The organism is Candidatus Defluviilinea gracilis (assembly GCF_057138825.1).
In genome coordinates this window covers 118841-133978 of record NZ_DBNHEF010000067.1, presented here as the reverse complement: position 1 = coordinate 133978, position 15138 = coordinate 118841, and the positions used below count along the sequence as shown (strand labels likewise).

The window sequence follows — 15138 nt, the reverse complement described above, 5'->3', positions numbered from 1 at the left end:
TCCCTAGTTGATCGGAGAATGACGTATCGGTAAGCGCATGGCGCTGAGAGCGCCAGGGTCGTTATGTCACATCCGCAACGAATCATTCGGGGCGTGGCGCAGCCCGGTAGCGCACTTGCATGGGGTGCAAGGGGTCGCAGGTTCAAATCCTGTCGCCCCGACTGAATCCGATACGACGGCAGTTGAACTGCCGTCGTATCTATTTAGAGAGACCTGTGAGGTCTTTTTGATAAAAACATGACTCCCGAATTCATCCCCATCTCCTCCTTCAACCGCAAAGCCCTGCTCGGATTTGTGTTATCCATTCTCGCCGTCCTCGCGTTGTGCGCGGGCTTCTTGCCCGTCCCACTCACCGCGCTGATCTGTTACCCGCCGGGCTTTGTCCTTTCCCTCGCCGCGCTGATCCTCGGATTCATCGCCCTCCGCGAAACCCGCACCGACGGCACAAACGGACGCGCGCTCGCGTTATTCGCAGTCTGGGCAGGCGGTGTTACCTTGCTTGCCATGTTATGTTTTGTTACGGCGGGCGTGTTGCTCTTCCCGTATATTTCTCAAACCGTTCAACAAATGATTGAGCAAGCTAGACCTTAACGCTCACTGATAAACTTCCTTGCAAAGCCTTCTTGCTTCGATTATCCTTGCGCTTGGGAGTGGTTAGGTCCCGGTGGGCTTCCTGGTCTTCAAAACCTGTGGTGGGACGCGTTGCGTGCCGCGGTGGGTTCGACTCCCATCCACTCTCGCCTAGACTACCCATGTCATCCTGAGCGAAGCGAAGGATCTCCAACACGACCAGCAAGACTCTTCGGTCGCTATCGCTCCCTCAGAGTGACATGATGCCAACAAGGAAACACATGTCCCTCCCCGAAATCGAAATTCTCACCTCCCACGTTTCAAAAATCTTCCGCGTTGACGATGTGACCGCGGGCGACCCGCGCGAGTGGATCGTCCGTTATCGCGGACACCTGCTCGGCGAAGACACTGTCGCCGCGTACGATCAACTCGCCGACGCGGTTCGCGGCTTCAACCTCACCCCGTTGTTCAGAAAAGGCGAAGACGGCAGGCAAGTCATTTTTCTTGTGCAAAGCCTCCCAACGCCGCGGACGAATACGCGGGTACACATCAACATCATCCTTTTTATTCTCACGATCATCAGCATGTTGCTCACGGGGGTTGAAATTCCCCCAAGCGCCGTGCCAGCGGACGGATCGTTTCCCTTCATGTATCTGCTCCTCAATATTCTTTCGGGCTGGCCCTTCGCGCTGAGCATGATGGGTATTTTGTTCGCCCATGAAATGGGACATTACATTGCTTGTCGCATTTATAAAGTCCCTGCCACGTTGCCGTATTTTTTGCCCGCGCCGATGATCAGCCCGTTGGGGACGTTTGGCGCGTTTATCGCCATGCGCGGCATCCCGAAGAACAAACGTGTGCTGTTTGATGTGGGCGTGGCGGGACCGATCGCGGGTCTCATCGTCGCGCTTCCCGTTCTGTTCATCGGATTGTCGCTTTCGAATTTGGGTCCAATTCAACATGCGCCTGAAGGTATGTCTGGTTTCCTCGAAGGGAATTCGATCTTTTACCTGTTTTCTAAGTTCATGGTGTTCGGTCAATTGTTGCCCGCGCCCGTCAGCACCGGCGGATTGTCGCAAGCCGTGTATTGGCTTCAATATTTTTTCTCAGGTTCGCCCATTCCCTTCGGCGGCATGGACGTGCAACTTCATTCGGTCGCGCTCGCTGGCTGGGCGGGACTGCTCGTCACCGCGTTGAATCTCATCCCAGTTGGGACGCTCGATGGCGGTCACGTGGCGTACGGCTTGTTCGGCGATAAAGCGCGGAAGATTTTTCCCTTCGCCATCGGAACGTTGATCGCGTTGAGCATTCTCCCATCCCTGCTGACTCTTTCGCTCGAATCGTTCAACTTCAGTTGGCTTCTGTGGGTGTTCATCTTGTACTGGCTGGGCAACGTCCGCGCACAGCCGCTTGACGACATCACCGAACTCGACTCCCGCCGCCGCGTGTTGGGATTTGTGATGCTCATCGTTTTTGTTTTGCTCTTCACCCCGATCCCGATGATGGCGTATTGATGACTCCCAATCCCGAAGGGATGGTAGGATTCTAGATGAAGATGAAATGACACGAAATCCCGAAGGGATGACATAGCGACCAATGTATGTCATCCCTTCGGGATTTGAAATTTTCATATCGTCATCTATAATCATGCGACCCCTTCGGGGTCGTTGACGCTATAATCTAATTTATGCGAGTTTCAATGCCAATCAGAAAATTCCTCACCGTATTTTTGTTATTCATTTTCATTATTTCCGCCTGCGCACCGACCTCAACCGACTCAACTACGCAAACGCCTCGTCCGAGCGCGACGCCAAATATTGAAGACGTGAAAACGCCGACGCCTGCCGCGAGCCAGCTTGGCGTCGAGAAAGAAGCGTTGCGCGGGAAGCAGGTCAACGTCTGGCATCCATGGTTCGGCGCGGAGGCGAGTCTGTTCGAGTCGCAAGTCGAAAAATTTAATTCGACGAATGAGTGGGGCATCGTCGTCAACGCGGAATCAAAAGATAATTACAACGAAATTTTTTCGCAGACCTCCGCCGCGCTGGAGGAGTCCAGCAATCCGCAAATTGTGATCGCGTTGCCCGAGCACGCGCTCGCGTGGGGCGACGATGTGCTTGATCTGAATCCGTATGCGCACGATGTCGAGTTTGGGATGAGCGCGCTCGACATGTCGGATTTTGCGAACGTGATCTGGCGGCAGGATGAAGTGGACGGCAAACGATTCGGCGCGCCCGCGCAACGGACAGCGCGCTTCATTCTCTACAATTCAACTTGGGCGCGCCAACTTGGGTTTGACTCGCCGCCTCAAAATTCTTCCGAGTTTGAGGCGCAAGCCTGCGCGGCGCACATCGCGCTCACGAAAGATTCCGATACCGCCAACGATTCGCTCGGCGGCTGGTTGATCGACGCGGACGCGCACAACGCGCTTTCGTGGATGTTCGCCTTCAACGGCGGCGCGCAAGAGGCAGATGGTTATCGTTTCCTCGCGCCCGGCAACATTGACGCGTTCAAATATTTGAAATCACTGCAACAAAAAAGTTGCGCGTGGGTCGCGTCGCCCGATCTCTCTGTGTATGATCGTTTCGCGGCGCGGCAGGCATTGTTCGTCACCGCGAGCCTCGAAGAATTTCCGAATCTCTCCCGCGCGTTTTCTGCCGCGAGCAACACCGACGAATGGATCGCCCTCCCATTCCCCGGCGCCGATCGCGACGCGCTCGTCGTCTACGGCTCGTCGTTCATCGTGTTCAATTCGGACGACGCGACTCAACTCGCCTCGTGGCTGTTCATCCGCTGGATGCTTTCCTCGGAGACTCAAGCGGACTGGGTGAGAAGCACGGGACTTTTCCCGCTTCGTTCCTCGACGGTGGACCTGCTCGCCGATTATTCAGCCGATCATCCCCAGTGGGCAGAAGCAGTGACGTATCTATCAAGCGGCGAAGTGACACCGCAACTTTCATCATGGCGGCTCGTACGAGTCATGTTGGAAGATGGTTTCCGTGATATGTTTGACACCATCCGCCATCCCGATCTGACAGAGGGGCAGGTGCCTGTCATTTTGACTCAGATGGATCAGACAGCGGAAGAGTTGTCGAAGTAAGTCGCGCTGAGCGGAGCGAGCCGTTAGGCGAGCGCAGACGAAGCGTCCTTCGTCTGCGGACTTCGCAACGAACGCTCAGTCCTCCGCTCAGGACGGAAGGAGTTAATATGTCCCAATCACAATATCGCGCGCGGCAGGTTGCCGCGAAGACGCATGAGGTCGTTGAATACGACCACGATGATTCAAAGCCCGGCAAGCCATTGCACATCATGGTGCCCGGCGGACTCGTCGCGTTGGGCGCGTTAGGCACGATCATCCTTGTCGCTTATCTCACCTGGATTGAAACCCGGCTTGATCAAAGCACAGGGCTGATTCTGATCGGCTTGCTCTTTCCATTTTATGTCGGCGGCGTGTTCCTGTTCAGTTATGGCTATGAGTTGTACAACATCCCTCGCGCAATTCGATTAACCGCGATCATTGTGTTCCTCACGTTGGCGGCGGTGGTGATCGTCGCTGTGTTGTTCTTCGTGTTGGGCGAGTCGAAAGGCGGCGGCTCGTCGCGGTCTTCGGGATCGAAATCAAAGGTGTCGTCAGGCGGATCGAAATCCAGTTCGGTTTCTTCGAGCGGATGGAACGCGCCGAATCTTGGAAATGTTGTCGTTTTAGGCGGCGGTGGGACACGCACACGCGAAGTGACCAAAGAAGTTGTGAAAGAAGTGGAAGTGCCGGTTGCACCGCGTTCGATCAATTGTCCGAGTTGTAATCGCGGATATGTGCCTTCTGAGGAAAAATATATTTGTCCCAGTTGCGGCGCGCCGACTCCACAAGAGTTGATCGAGGAGTCCGAGAAGCCGAGGAGCAGAGAGTAATTGGTAAGCCTGCCCTGAGCTTGTCGAAGGGTGGTAATTAGAGATTTGAGACTGGCGGCTGAAAGAGCGGAGAATTAGAGGATTGGAGAATTGAGAGTTGGGAGTAGAGACTGGAAATTTGAGATTGGAGACTGGAGATTGGAGATTGATTCATGAAGTTCATGCACATCAGTGGTGAATTCACGAAAAGGAAGTGTAATTGTCAGACTCGATCAATTCTGCTAGAGGAATTGCGCGCATTGGGGTTTCAATTTTGAAGATAGATTCCAAAGATATCCATGAGAGAGGTGGAGAGCGGGTTGGTTAGAAGAGGTTGTGTGAATGGTATTCGTATATAATGGTTGTCTTGATGATTGCTCCCTGAACTGAAATGACAATTTCCGTAGCGCAGAACCCGAATAATTTGAATGGATAAGGTTGATGTCCGCCCGTCAGTGTAAATTGATGTTTGGCTTGTGGAGTCTACAGGGATTTATTGCCTTCCTGTGGATCGTCATGATTCCGACGGATGCGGAAAACCCCGCGCTTTTCGGTTTTTCCCCCGCGCGCTTGATGTTGATGAGCGCCGCGCTCGCCCCTGCGGCGTTGTTTGCTGTACTGTCGCTCAGATACAAGGTTTTGGAGCGGCAGCCTTTCTGGTTGAAGATTATACAGCGCGAGGCGTTTTGGGACGCATTGTATGTTGCTTCTGTTGTGGTCGTGCTTTCTTCGATCCTTAGTTTGGAACTATTTAATTTACTTCACCATTCTTCTAGATATGAAGCTTACGCGCTTAGAATACAGCCGTTACAACTCTGGTTTGGTCTTTGCGGGCTTGAATGTGCATTCTTGATCGGGCGGAACAGATATGAACAAGTTAAAGGTATTTTTGACCTGTGGCGCCCTGTTTTTATTGGCTTCGTCGCCGCGCTTGGTCTATTTGTCATTTTGGGCTTTCTGATAATTATTACCGGAGTTGGTATCACTCCGATTGATAACTTAGGCGGACCACCGGTCCCTTATTTTGAATGGCAAATTCTGTTTGTTTTATTCATCATTGGAGTCATTGCTTATTTATCTCGCGCAAAGTTATTGATCAACATATCTTGGGCGCCTTTGTTGATCTACGCGCTTACTGTGTTTATTTGGTGGAGCCAGCCTATCAACCCTGGCTTTACCGCGACGCCTCCGCGCGCGCCTAATTTTGAAATTTATCCTTTTTCTGATCCTCTTTTCTACGCTCAATATGCCCAATCAGCATTGACCGGGAACGGCTTTCATTGGCCCGAAATTCCCTCGCGACCGTTTTACGACGCTTTGTTAACCTGGTTTCACTTGCTTGGAAACCAAAGTTATCTCCGTGTCATATTCGTTCAGTCATTGTTACTTGCGTTTTTTCCTGTCATACTCTACCTGTTGGGCAGGGAGATTGGCGGATGGCCCCTGGGCGTGGGACTTTCGCTATTGACGATCTTCCGCGACGTGAATTCTAACGGCGCTGTTCTACTTGCCAATAATGTTACAAATTCCAAATTGTTTCTCTCGGAATTGCCTACGGCGCTGTTCATCAGCCTGGCTACGTTGTTGTTGTTTCTTTGGCTGCGGTCTATCCATAGACCTGTCTGGCTTTCCGCATTGATAGGCGGAGTGATCGGAGTCGCCGTTCTTATTCGGTTGCAAAGTGTTGTGTTTATTTTTGTGGCGATCGCCATAACGTTTCTTATGTTTTCTGATCGTAAGCAATGGCTCATTAACACATTATTATTAGTCACGGGACTTGGCGTAGTCGTTGCCCCATGGTTCGCGCGGAATTATTTAGCCGCTGGCGGTTTCGTTTTGGACAATCCGCTATCTCAGACAATGACAATGGCGCGTCGGTGGAGCGGCAGTTGGGGCAACGAAATACTACCTCGCCTTCCGGGTGAAAATGACGCGCAGTACTCGAGCCGGCTCACGCAGATGACATTCAAGAGCCTTCTGCAGCATCCAGGTTATATTTTAGGCACGGCTGCCGATCATTTTGTCGATAATACGATCACGAGTCTTTTAGCGTTCCCGGTGCGCGATGAATTGCTTTCCCCAACCGAACTATTTTTGCCGCAACATGCGTTTTGGGATTTGCCGTTCACGAGCGAGCGGGTCTCGCGTCTTGCCATTAACATTATATTTTTTTCCCTGGGGCTTTCCGCGGCTTGGCGGCGGCTGGGGCTGATCGGGCTATTTCCTCTTTGCCTGGGTATTGTTTACAACTTGTGGACTTCGCTATTCTTTAGTTCGGGTGCGCGCTTTATTATCCCAGTAGATTGGGGTTTTCATCTATACCAATTCTTTGGCATATTGTTGTTATGTGGACTCCTTCTCTCTTTTACAAAAATTGGGAAAGACAGTTTGAAGTATTGGCTCCCGATGCGGAACGGCGCTGGCTTATCCTTGCCATCCCTGCCTTCTTTCACCCGTCGAAATTTAATCGGAAGTTTTCTGTTGCTGTTGGTTTTAGGTGGTTTTACGCCAACGACCGAATTTGTTTTTCCGCAAAAATACCCTCCAAAATCACAAAAAGAAATCCTCGAGCAAATCGGAGCAACAGCGCAACCTGGAGAGATCGCGCTGTATGGCCGCGCAATTTACCCTCGATATTACGCGGCGGGGGATGGAGAGCCTGAAACGGCAAAGTTGGGCTACGAAATAAGCGAAACCCCGCGCCTGGTATTTTATCTGACGGGTCCCAATCACTATTTGGTGATCTTTAATTTAGAGTATTCGCCGGAGTATTTCCCCAACTTGTCAGATGTCTATATGGTAGGCAAACAAGTCGATGGATACTTTTCTCCGCGTGCGGTGTTTGTGACAAAGGATGGTCGCGCCGAAATGTATGAAATGACCGATCAATGAATGCGCTATATATGGGAATTAATTCATGATAGAAAATCATAAGTGGGTAGTTTGGGGAACGCCCTTCATATTTTTGATCATATTGTTCCTTTCGTTTGGATTAATGATCCCGTGGCTGGGGCATGAATTCGACGAATGGCATTTTGTTTACTATGCTACTCGCGGCGCGCAAGGCTTGACTGAAATATTTAACTACGACGGTCACCCCCAGGCAGTATGGTCGTATATTCCTAGTTTCTACTTGTTGGGCTATAACCCTGTTGCCTGGCATCTCTATTCGTTACTCTGGCGCTGGCTAGCAGTTCTCTCTTTTTGGTTATGTCTGAAGCGAATCTGGCCCGATTACCACCGTCAGACTTTTTTCGCCTCCGCTTTATTTGCGATTCACCCGGTCTTCACATTACAAATTTTCCCGATTTCGTTTTATGAAATATGGCTAGGGTATGTATTATTGTTTTTATCTTTCTTGTTTACGATCCTTGCTGTCCAGGATCTTAAAAGAAGCCGAATATTTACGATCATTTCGGTTGCGTTGGCGCTTGGACACATATTTACGTCAGAATATACATGGTTCGTTGAGTTGATGCGCCCCGCATTGATTTGGCTTGCCCTTCCTTCCGATGAGAGACCGGGGAAGAAAATCATTCATATCGCCAAAACATGGGTGCCCACAGGGGCTATTTTTGTTTCTGCAGTAGTATGGAGAGGCTTTTTTTATACCCCGTTGCGTAAATCTTTTCAGGTTCAGAGCGATCTGTTTGCAGATCCCATAAGAACCATTCTCGTATGGACCGCGAATTTCTTGCCCGATGCAAGTATCGTGCTTGTTACTTCCTGGTACAAAACCTTTAGTTCAGAATACATGTATCTGGCTCGGCCCTTCAACCTTGCTTTAATTCTATTGCTGATTCTGATATTGATCGCCGGGAGTATGTACCTGCGTCAAGTTGATCGCTTATCGCAAAACCCTGAACAATGGTCAACCCAGGCTGTTTTCTTGGGCTTGCCCAGCCTCTTATTTGGAATTCTCCCGTTTTATATTGCGTCCTATTCAATCCAGTGGACGGAGCCCCCATATAATTCGCGGTTAGCCCTGGGCATGTTGCCGGGCGCGGCTCTTATTTCCGTCGCAGTGATCGAACGAATCGTTTCTAAACAAAACCACAAGAAATTCATGATCTTGATGATTCTTGGCGCGGCGATCACTTGGCACATTCGATATACAAATGACTATAGAAAAGTGTGGGAGTATCAGTCTAACTTTCTTCAGCAACTGATATGGAGGGCTCCAGGAATAGAAGGGAATACAGCGTTATTTGTTTGGCAGCCCTCCCTGCCCGATATTGGCAACTCGGAGGCTAACTTTGCGTTTTATGGAGATTTCTCCCTTAGTCTGGCTGTAAATTCATTGTATGAACCAAATCCGGTTGCTGCTGAAAACAGACTATCGTACTGGTATTATTTCGTATCGGGTGAATCCGCCACTGGAATGGATAATAGCCCGTTGCGAATGGAGCACGCAACAACCTATTTTGAGGGAAATTCATCCGATAGTTTGTTCTTTTATTATGACCCACGAAACGATCGCTGTTTGCACTTGGTTACTCCTGAAGATCAGTATTATAAGCAGTATCCGGGGACCATCAAAGAAATTGCATCACAGGTCGCGGTTGATAGAATTCTCCCGGAAACAAGACAAAATATAAACCTGCGAGACGATATCTTTAACAGCGGAAAGAAAACCTGGTGTTACTTTTATCAAAAAGCTGAATTAGCGCGTCAATATCAACAATGGGACGAAATCAAGCCGTTGTGGAATGGCGCAGTTAGTAATAATCTGCAAACGACAATTGGCGTGGAGTATATTCCTTTTATTGATGGCTTTGCTCATCTTTCTGATTGGCAGATGGCGGCAGAGTTGACAGTATCAGCCAACAAACTCTCGAAAGCCATGAGTTCTATCCTTTGCCCTCTTTGGAACGAAATAGAACAAACAACATTCGATTCAGTGAAAAGAGACGAAACGATCAGGCAGGTCGAAATAGAACTTGAATGCGCCAGCCCGTAACCATTCCAAGTCTCATCCGTTTAGCTGTTGCTTCCAGTGATTACCGCCTTGGGGTGGCGATGTCGCTTTTGTTCGATTATTGTGGCGCCATATTTTGATTCGATCTTCTCCTCTGGATAATAAGTGTGACTGCGTTTTTGAATGTGGTAAAATCTCGCTCGCACGCGGGAGTCGCCAAGTGGTAAGGCATCAGCCTTCCAAGCTGATATTCGTGGGTTCGAATCCCATCTCCCGCTCAAGTTCGGTGAGCAGTGATCAGTTTGTCAGTTATCAGTAGAAATTACTGTTGCGCTGATTGCTGATCACTGATTACTTTATCACTGAAACGAGGGCCCATGGCGCAGCGGTTAGCGCAGGCGACTCATAATCGCTTGGTCGTAGGTTCGAATCCTACTGGGCCCACTTTCAATTTACGATTTCAGATTGACGATTTTCGATTATGGATGGACGATTTGTGCCGCGCTGGATGGCGGCATTTTGTGTTAACATGAGAACCAGATTTGGCTTGCCATGAAAAAGATTTCCATCGTAATTCCCGTCTATTTCAACGAATCCAACCTGCCTGATACCATTCCTCAACTTCTTTCCTTGGAGGAGAAACTCGCGGAGTATTCTCTCGAACTTGTTTTTGTGGACGACGGCTCAGGAGATCGCTCGCTTGACGTTCTGCGGGACTATCAATCCCGGAGCCCGGAGAGAATCAAAGTCGTCAAGTTGACTCGCAACTTCGGTTCGATGTCCGCTATTCAGGCTGGGTTCACGGTGGCGACCGGCGACTGCGTCGGCATGATCTCCGCCGACTTGCAGGATCCGCCGGAGATATTTCTGGACATGATCTCTCACTGGGAAAAGGGGAGCAAAGCCGTCTTCGCCGTTCGGCAGGATAGGGAGGAGCATCTAGTTCAAAAGATGTTGTCCAATACCTATTATTCGCTGATCCGAAAGTTCGCGCTTGCCGATTACCCCAACGGCGGATTTGACTTTTTCCTCGTTGACCGTCAGGTGGCTGCCGACCTCAACCGCATTCAAGAGAAAAACACGAACATCATGACCCTCGTCTACTGGCTGGGATATAAACCTGTGATGATTCCCTACATCCGCAGGCAAAGGACAAAAGGAAAATCCCGCTGGACGCTGGCAAAGAAAGTCAAACTTTTCATTGATACTTTTGTGGCTTTTTCCTTTGTCCCGATCCGCATCCTTTCCGCGCTGGGACTGCTCGTGGCGGTGGGGTCATTCATCTATGGCGGCTACGTTTTGTTTTACTGGTATTTTTACGGGATCGAGGTCAAAGGCTATGTGCCGATTGTTGTCGCGCTGGCGTTTAACTCGGGTTTGCAAATGGCAATGCTCGGCGTGTTAGGCGAATACCTGTGGCGCACACTCGACGAAGTCCGCCGGCGACCTCAATTTGTGATTGACGAAATTTATCAAGAACCTCAACAGGCAGACTCTGAAAAATAAGAAAGTGGCGAAACCTGTGCGCAAAAGGCTTCTTCGCCACAGAGATCATAGAGAAAAAATCTCAAAATCTCTGTGCGCTCTGTGGCTTCACGCGCCAAAGCCGCCACTCCAAAAATAACGGAGATTGAATGGCTGATTTTTTTTCACATCCGAATTCAATTGTTGAGTCCACGCAGGTCGGAAAAGCGACGCGCGTGTGGGCGTTTGCCCACGTGTTACCCGGCGCGGTGATCGGCGAAGACTGTAACATTTGCGACCATGTCTTCATTGAAAATGACGTGGTGGTTGGGGATCGAGTCACGGTCAAATGCGGCGTGCAGTTATGGGACGGCATCCGCCTGGAAGACGATGTGTTCGTGGGACCGAACGCCACGTTCACGAATGATCCGTTTCCCCGCAGTAAAAAATATCCGCAGGAATTTTCCAGAATCGTCGTTCAAAAAGGCGCTTCGATCGGCGCGAATGCGACCATCTTGCCCGGCATCACGATCGGGCAAAATGCGATGGTGGGCGCGGGAGCGGTGGTCACAAGGGATGTTCCTCCGAACTCAATCGTCATGGGCAACCCCGCGCGGATCGTGAACTATGTGACCGAAAGTTTTCACACCGAAGAGACTCTTGCGCAACCCGCGAGCGGGAATCAGGATCTGCCGGTGAAAGGCGGTGTGTTGATTCGCCTGCCCGAGATCACAGACCTGCGCGGCAGTTTGTCCTTTGCTGAATTTCCCGGTCTGCTTCCGTTCGAGCCGCGCCGTTTTTTTATGATCTACGATGTGCCGAGCAAGGACGTGCGCGGCGAACATGCTCACAAGGAATTGCATCAACTTCTTGTGTGCATCAAAGGCGCGTGTTCTGTTGTGTTGGATGACGGAAACGTTCGCGCCGAAGTGAGGCTGGACAAGCCGACCCTCGGGCTTCACATCCCGCCGATGGTTTGGGCGACCCAGTACAAATTCACGTCCGACGCGGCTCTTCTCGTGTTCGCCTCCGATGTGTACAAAGCCGATGATTACATCCGCAATTACAACGAATATTTGGAATCGGTTTCCAAATGAAAACATCCGTTCCTTTTCTCGATATGAAAGCGCAGTACGATGAACTGCGAGAGGAAATCGATCAGGCGTATCAGCGCGTGATGGATTCGGGTTGGTATATTCTCAGCGACGAAGTGCGCGCGTTCGAGCAGGAATTTGCAGATCGTATCGGCGTCAAGCATTGTGTGGGTGTAGGCAATGGACTTGAAGCGCTTCAATTAATTTTCATGGCGTATGGAATTGGCGCGGGGGATGAAGTGATCGTGCCGTCCAACACGTACATCGCGTCGTGGCTGTCGGTCTCCTATGCTGGAGCGACACCGATTCCCGTCGAACCGAATCCGTTGACTCACAACAGTGATCCGTCGCGTATCGCCCAAGCCATCACCAAGCGGACGAAGGCGATCATGCCGGTGCATCTATATGGTCAGCCAACGGAGATGACTGAAATTTGGAAACTTGCCGAGGGACATGGACTGCGCATTGTGGAAGATTCCGCGCAAGCGCACGGCGTGAAGTACATGGACAAGATGGCGGGAAATTTAGGCACTGCCGCCGCGTTCAGTTTTTATCCCACAAAGAATCTCGGCGCGTTCGGCGACGCAGGCGCGGTAACCACCAACGATGATGAACTGGCGGACAAAATTCGCGTGTTGCGAAATTACGGATCGCGTAAAAAATATTACAACGAGGTGAGGGGACATAACTCGCGGCTCGACCCATTGCAAGCCGCGTTCTTGCGCGTGAAGTTGAAATATCTCGATGAATGGAATATGCGTCGAGCGAAACTTGCCAGTTACTATTGCGAACGCCTCAACGGACTGCCCGGGCTTGGCTTGCCGATCACCGCGCCGCAGACGGAACATGGCTGGCACATCTTCGTCGTTACCCACGATAATCGCGATAAACTCAAATCATATCTTGATGAACACGGCGTGGACACGTTGATTCACTATCCCGTCCCGCCGCATCTGTCTAAAGCGTATGCCGACCTCGGTTACAAAGCGGGCGATTTTCCTCTTGCAGAAAAACTTGCAAACACTGTGTTGAGCCTGCCGATCGGTCCGCATGTGACACGAGAACAAGCCGATGTTGTGATCGAACGGATCAGGGAGTTTTGCCTCTCAAGCAGGTCGTGACTTGACGATGGAAAAGCGGTCTTTCATCCGCAAGAAGAACTTCTCAAATGCTTCGTATGAGATGACAGACATAATCACCGTGATCAGAAACGAAAGCAATAGCCCGGCGACACGATACGGAAGATCGCTGGACGGGTCTATGTTCTGTTTGATAACTTGATAAGCAAGATAAATCCCCAACTTGTGATACACATATAACCCATACGATATCTTTCCAAGGTAGGCGAGCGGCTTGACCCTGAGCAGGGGCGAGAGCGCCCAAAGATTTCCTTGCGTCAGCGAATGGATGATGAGCGATGTGCCGATTCCCACGAGCGGATAGGTTAGCATCAAGTCCCATTGAATCTTTGTCACATTAGGCAGCTGTGTTACCTGCCACAGCGCGAGGATGCCGAGCGCCAGCCAGATGAGATTCGGGATTTTCTTCAACGGCTTATCGAGTACGCCAAGCCCGATGACGATTCCCCCAAGTACGGAATCAAAATGGGAAAACGGCAACACCCAAATATCGGGATGGTTCGTGCCGCGATAGATCATGAAGGCGCGGATGAACGTCCCGAGCAAACCCATGCCCAGCAGAATCAAACCTGCGACAGACGTCTTTCGACGATATAAAAATAGCAAGACCCACGGGATGAATAAATAGACCTGTTCTTCGTATGAAATAGTCCATAGGTGATTTGAGTAGAGGATTGCGTTGTTGTATCCCCAACGCGCCGCCATGAAGTTGTCGGTAAAGGTCAACATTCCCAGCGCGCGCGTGGTCAACGAGTTGCTCCACCCCTCCTGTTGAACCGTCAATGTGACTGCGATAAGGAAGAACAACACATACAGGGGCCAGATGCGGAATGCGCGGCGGATATAAAAATTCTTGACCGTTACGGTTCCTGTCGCTTGGTATTCTGCATACAACAACCGCGAGAATAAAAAAGCGGAGAGGCATAGAAACAGATCAACGCCCATCCAACCGTACTTTGCAACGACCTCCCAGGATGGAATAAGGGCTGAGTATCCCGCGTGATGGATAAGCACCAACAAGAAGGCAAAAAAACGCAGGCTGTCGAGTTCGGGAATATAAAATCCGCTTTTTTTCATTGGCATTTCATAAGGACATCGCTTACGCAGTTGGCGGGCAGTTGTACTGCCGCCGCCGCAGTGCAACTACGGCGCAACAGGTTCAACTGCGTAAATCCGAAAGGATAAGTTTTTTCACACAGAACGCCCGATATGTTATCATGGTTTCAACCCCGAGGAATCATGTCGCCTTATATTGCCACTCTTCTTACCTTTGCCATTGCCATCGCCTTCCTCCGCCTCATGGATTTTCTCGCCCATCGCGGCGTGATCGAAAGCCGGTTGAGTCGAAAACTCATCCACATCGGCACGGGTCCCATCTTTGTCTTGTGCTGGCTCATGTTTACCGATGTGTCCATCTCTCGCTGGCTTGCCGCGCTCGTGCCGCTGGTCATCACACTTCAATTCGCGCTGGTCGGCTTGGGCATCATCAAAGACGAAGCCGCGGTTAAAGCCATGTCGCGGACGGGCGATCCGCGCGAGATCTTGCGCGGTCCGCTATTTTATGGGATCGTGTTTGTCGCCATGACGTTGATCTACTGGAAGGATTCGCTCATCGGCATCCCCGCCTTGATGATCCTCTGCGGCGGCGACGGGATCGCCGACATCGTGGGGCGCCGCGTCAATTCTCCGAAGTGGTTCTGGTCGCGCGAAAAAAGCGTTGCCGGCTCCCTCAGCGTTTTCCTCGGCGGCTGGCTGTTGACCATGTTCATCTTCACAATTTACGTGTGGCTGGGCGCGTTCAGCGGACCCACCACGCGCTTTGTTATCCCTGTTGCTCTTGTAGCGTTAGCGGCAACGCTGATCGAGTCGCTTCCGTTCAAAGATATTGACAACATTACCATCGCTCTCGCTTGCGCGTTCATCGGACAACTCGTATTCTAGCAACATAATTACTCCCAAGCTTAAGGAATCAGCCACAGATTACACGGATTCTCGCGGATTTTAATTTTTCTGTCTCGAGTTGAGAAAGACTAAAGCCGACCAAATTGAAACTGGTCGGCTTTTTTCG

11 protein-coding genes and 4 tRNA genes are annotated in these 15138 nt (G+C 50.8%); 14 read left to right on the top strand and 1 reads right to left on the bottom strand.

All coding sequences use genetic code 11. The features are described 5' to 3' along the window. Window positions 1–87 precede the first annotated feature (87 nt). The 13 genes from AC16KF_RS10860 (at window position 88) to AC16KF_RS10800 (ending at window position 13052) form a co-directional block, all read left to right on the top strand. Window positions 88–161: transfer RNA gene (locus AC16KF_RS10860), tRNA-Pro, on the top strand. Window positions 162–237: 76 nt separating this feature from the next. Further along, entirely contained in the window at window positions 238–591 is a 354-nt protein-coding gene (locus tag AC16KF_RS10855; RefSeq protein WP_484037333.1) for a DUF4190 domain-containing protein, read from the top strand. A gap of 55 nt (window positions 592–646) precedes the next feature. Then, a tRNA-Sec gene (locus AC16KF_RS10850) sits at window positions 647–740 on the top strand. Between the two features lie 111 nt (window positions 741–851). Beyond that, window positions 852–2084, top strand: a complete 1233-nt coding sequence (locus tag AC16KF_RS10845) for a site-2 protease family protein (RefSeq protein WP_484037332.1) — start codon at window positions 852–854, stop codon at window positions 2082–2084. 185 nt (window positions 2085–2269) lie between these two features. Next, complete coding sequence (locus AC16KF_RS10840; RefSeq protein ID WP_484037331.1) at window positions 2270–3667, top strand: extracellular solute-binding protein; 1398 nt, start codon at window positions 2270–2272, stop codon at window positions 3665–3667. Window positions 3668–3774: 107 nt separating this feature from the next. Beyond that, window positions 3775–4476: a hypothetical protein gene (locus AC16KF_RS10835; RefSeq protein WP_484037330.1), complete on the top strand. Its 702-nt coding sequence runs from the start codon at window positions 3775–3777 to the stop codon at window positions 4474–4476. Window positions 4477–4896: 420 nt separating this feature from the next. Beyond that, entirely contained in the window at window positions 4897–7347 is a 2451-nt protein-coding gene (locus tag AC16KF_RS10830; protein ID WP_484037329.1) for a hypothetical protein, read from the top strand. 25 nt (window positions 7348–7372) lie between these two features. Continuing rightward, window positions 7373–9415: a hypothetical protein gene (locus AC16KF_RS10825; RefSeq protein ID WP_484037328.1), complete on the top strand. Its 2043-nt coding sequence runs from the start codon at window positions 7373–7375 to the stop codon at window positions 9413–9415. 164 nt (window positions 9416–9579) lie between these two features. Beyond that, a tRNA-Gly gene (locus tag AC16KF_RS10820) sits at window positions 9580–9651 on the top strand. 93 nt (window positions 9652–9744) lie between these two features. Further along, window positions 9745–9817, top strand: a tRNA-Ile gene (locus AC16KF_RS10815). Between the two features lie 108 nt (window positions 9818–9925). After that, entirely contained in the window at window positions 9926–10879 is a 954-nt protein-coding gene (locus tag AC16KF_RS10810) for a glycosyltransferase family 2 protein (protein WP_484037327.1), read from the top strand. A gap of 128 nt (window positions 10880–11007) precedes the next feature. Beyond that, window positions 11008–11934 (top strand): WxcM-like domain-containing protein, encoded by a 927-nt coding sequence (locus AC16KF_RS10805; protein ID WP_484037326.1) that lies wholly within the window; start codon window positions 11008–11010, stop codon window positions 11932–11934. After that, window positions 11931–13052: a DegT/DnrJ/EryC1/StrS family aminotransferase gene (locus AC16KF_RS10800; protein WP_484037325.1), complete on the top strand. Its 1122-nt coding sequence runs from the start codon at window positions 11931–11933 to the stop codon at window positions 13050–13052. The genes AC16KF_RS10805 and AC16KF_RS10800 overlap by 4 nt, the downstream gene beginning before the upstream one ends. Here the strand turns inward: AC16KF_RS10800 and AC16KF_RS10795 are convergent. Beyond that, window positions 13038–14147: an acyltransferase family protein gene (locus AC16KF_RS10795; RefSeq protein ID WP_484037324.1), complete on the bottom strand. Its 1110-nt coding sequence runs from the start codon at window positions 14145–14147 to the stop codon at window positions 13038–13040. The genes AC16KF_RS10800 and AC16KF_RS10795 overlap by 15 nt on opposite strands. 162 nt (window positions 14148–14309) lie before the next feature. Here AC16KF_RS10795 and AC16KF_RS10790 point away from each other — a divergent pair, with 162 nt between their 5' ends. Then, the gene (locus AC16KF_RS10790; RefSeq protein WP_484037323.1) at window positions 14310–15011 is read left to right on the top strand and encodes a diacylglycerol/polyprenol kinase family protein; all 702 of its coding nucleotides are present in this window, start codon (window positions 14310–14312) and stop codon (window positions 15009–15011) included. Window positions 15012–15138 lie beyond the last annotated feature (127 nt).

Coding starts and splice junctions, on each gene's coding strand:
- AC16KF_RS10825 (WP_484037328.1), top strand. CDS start 7,373: ATGATAGAAAATCATAAGTGGGTAGTTTGGGGAACGCCCTTCATATTT.
- AC16KF_RS10800 (WP_484037325.1), top strand. CDS start 11,931: ATGAAAACATCCGTTCCTTTTCTCGATATGAAAGCGCAGTACGATGAA.
- AC16KF_RS10845 (WP_484037332.1), top strand. CDS start 852: ATGTCCCTCCCCGAAATCGAAATTCTCACCTCCCACGTTTCAAAAATC.
- AC16KF_RS10790 (WP_484037323.1), top strand. CDS start 14,310: ATGTCGCCTTATATTGCCACTCTTCTTACCTTTGCCATTGCCATCGCC.
- AC16KF_RS10830 (WP_484037329.1), top strand. CDS start 4,897: ATGTCCGCCCGTCAGTGTAAATTGATGTTTGGCTTGTGGAGTCTACAG.
- AC16KF_RS10840 (WP_484037331.1), top strand. CDS start 2,270: ATGCCAATCAGAAAATTCCTCACCGTATTTTTGTTATTCATTTTCATT.
- AC16KF_RS10835 (WP_484037330.1), top strand. CDS start 3,775: ATGTCCCAATCACAATATCGCGCGCGGCAGGTTGCCGCGAAGACGCAT.
- AC16KF_RS10795 (WP_484037324.1), bottom strand. CDS start 14,147: ATGAAAAAAAGCGGATTTTATATTCCCGAACTCGACAGCCTGCGTTTT.
- AC16KF_RS10810 (WP_484037327.1), top strand. CDS start 9,926: ATGAAAAAGATTTCCATCGTAATTCCCGTCTATTTCAACGAATCCAAC.
- AC16KF_RS10805 (WP_484037326.1), top strand. CDS start 11,008: ATGGCTGATTTTTTTTCACATCCGAATTCAATTGTTGAGTCCACGCAG.
- AC16KF_RS10855 (WP_484037333.1), top strand. CDS start 238: ATGACTCCCGAATTCATCCCCATCTCCTCCTTCAACCGCAAAGCCCTG.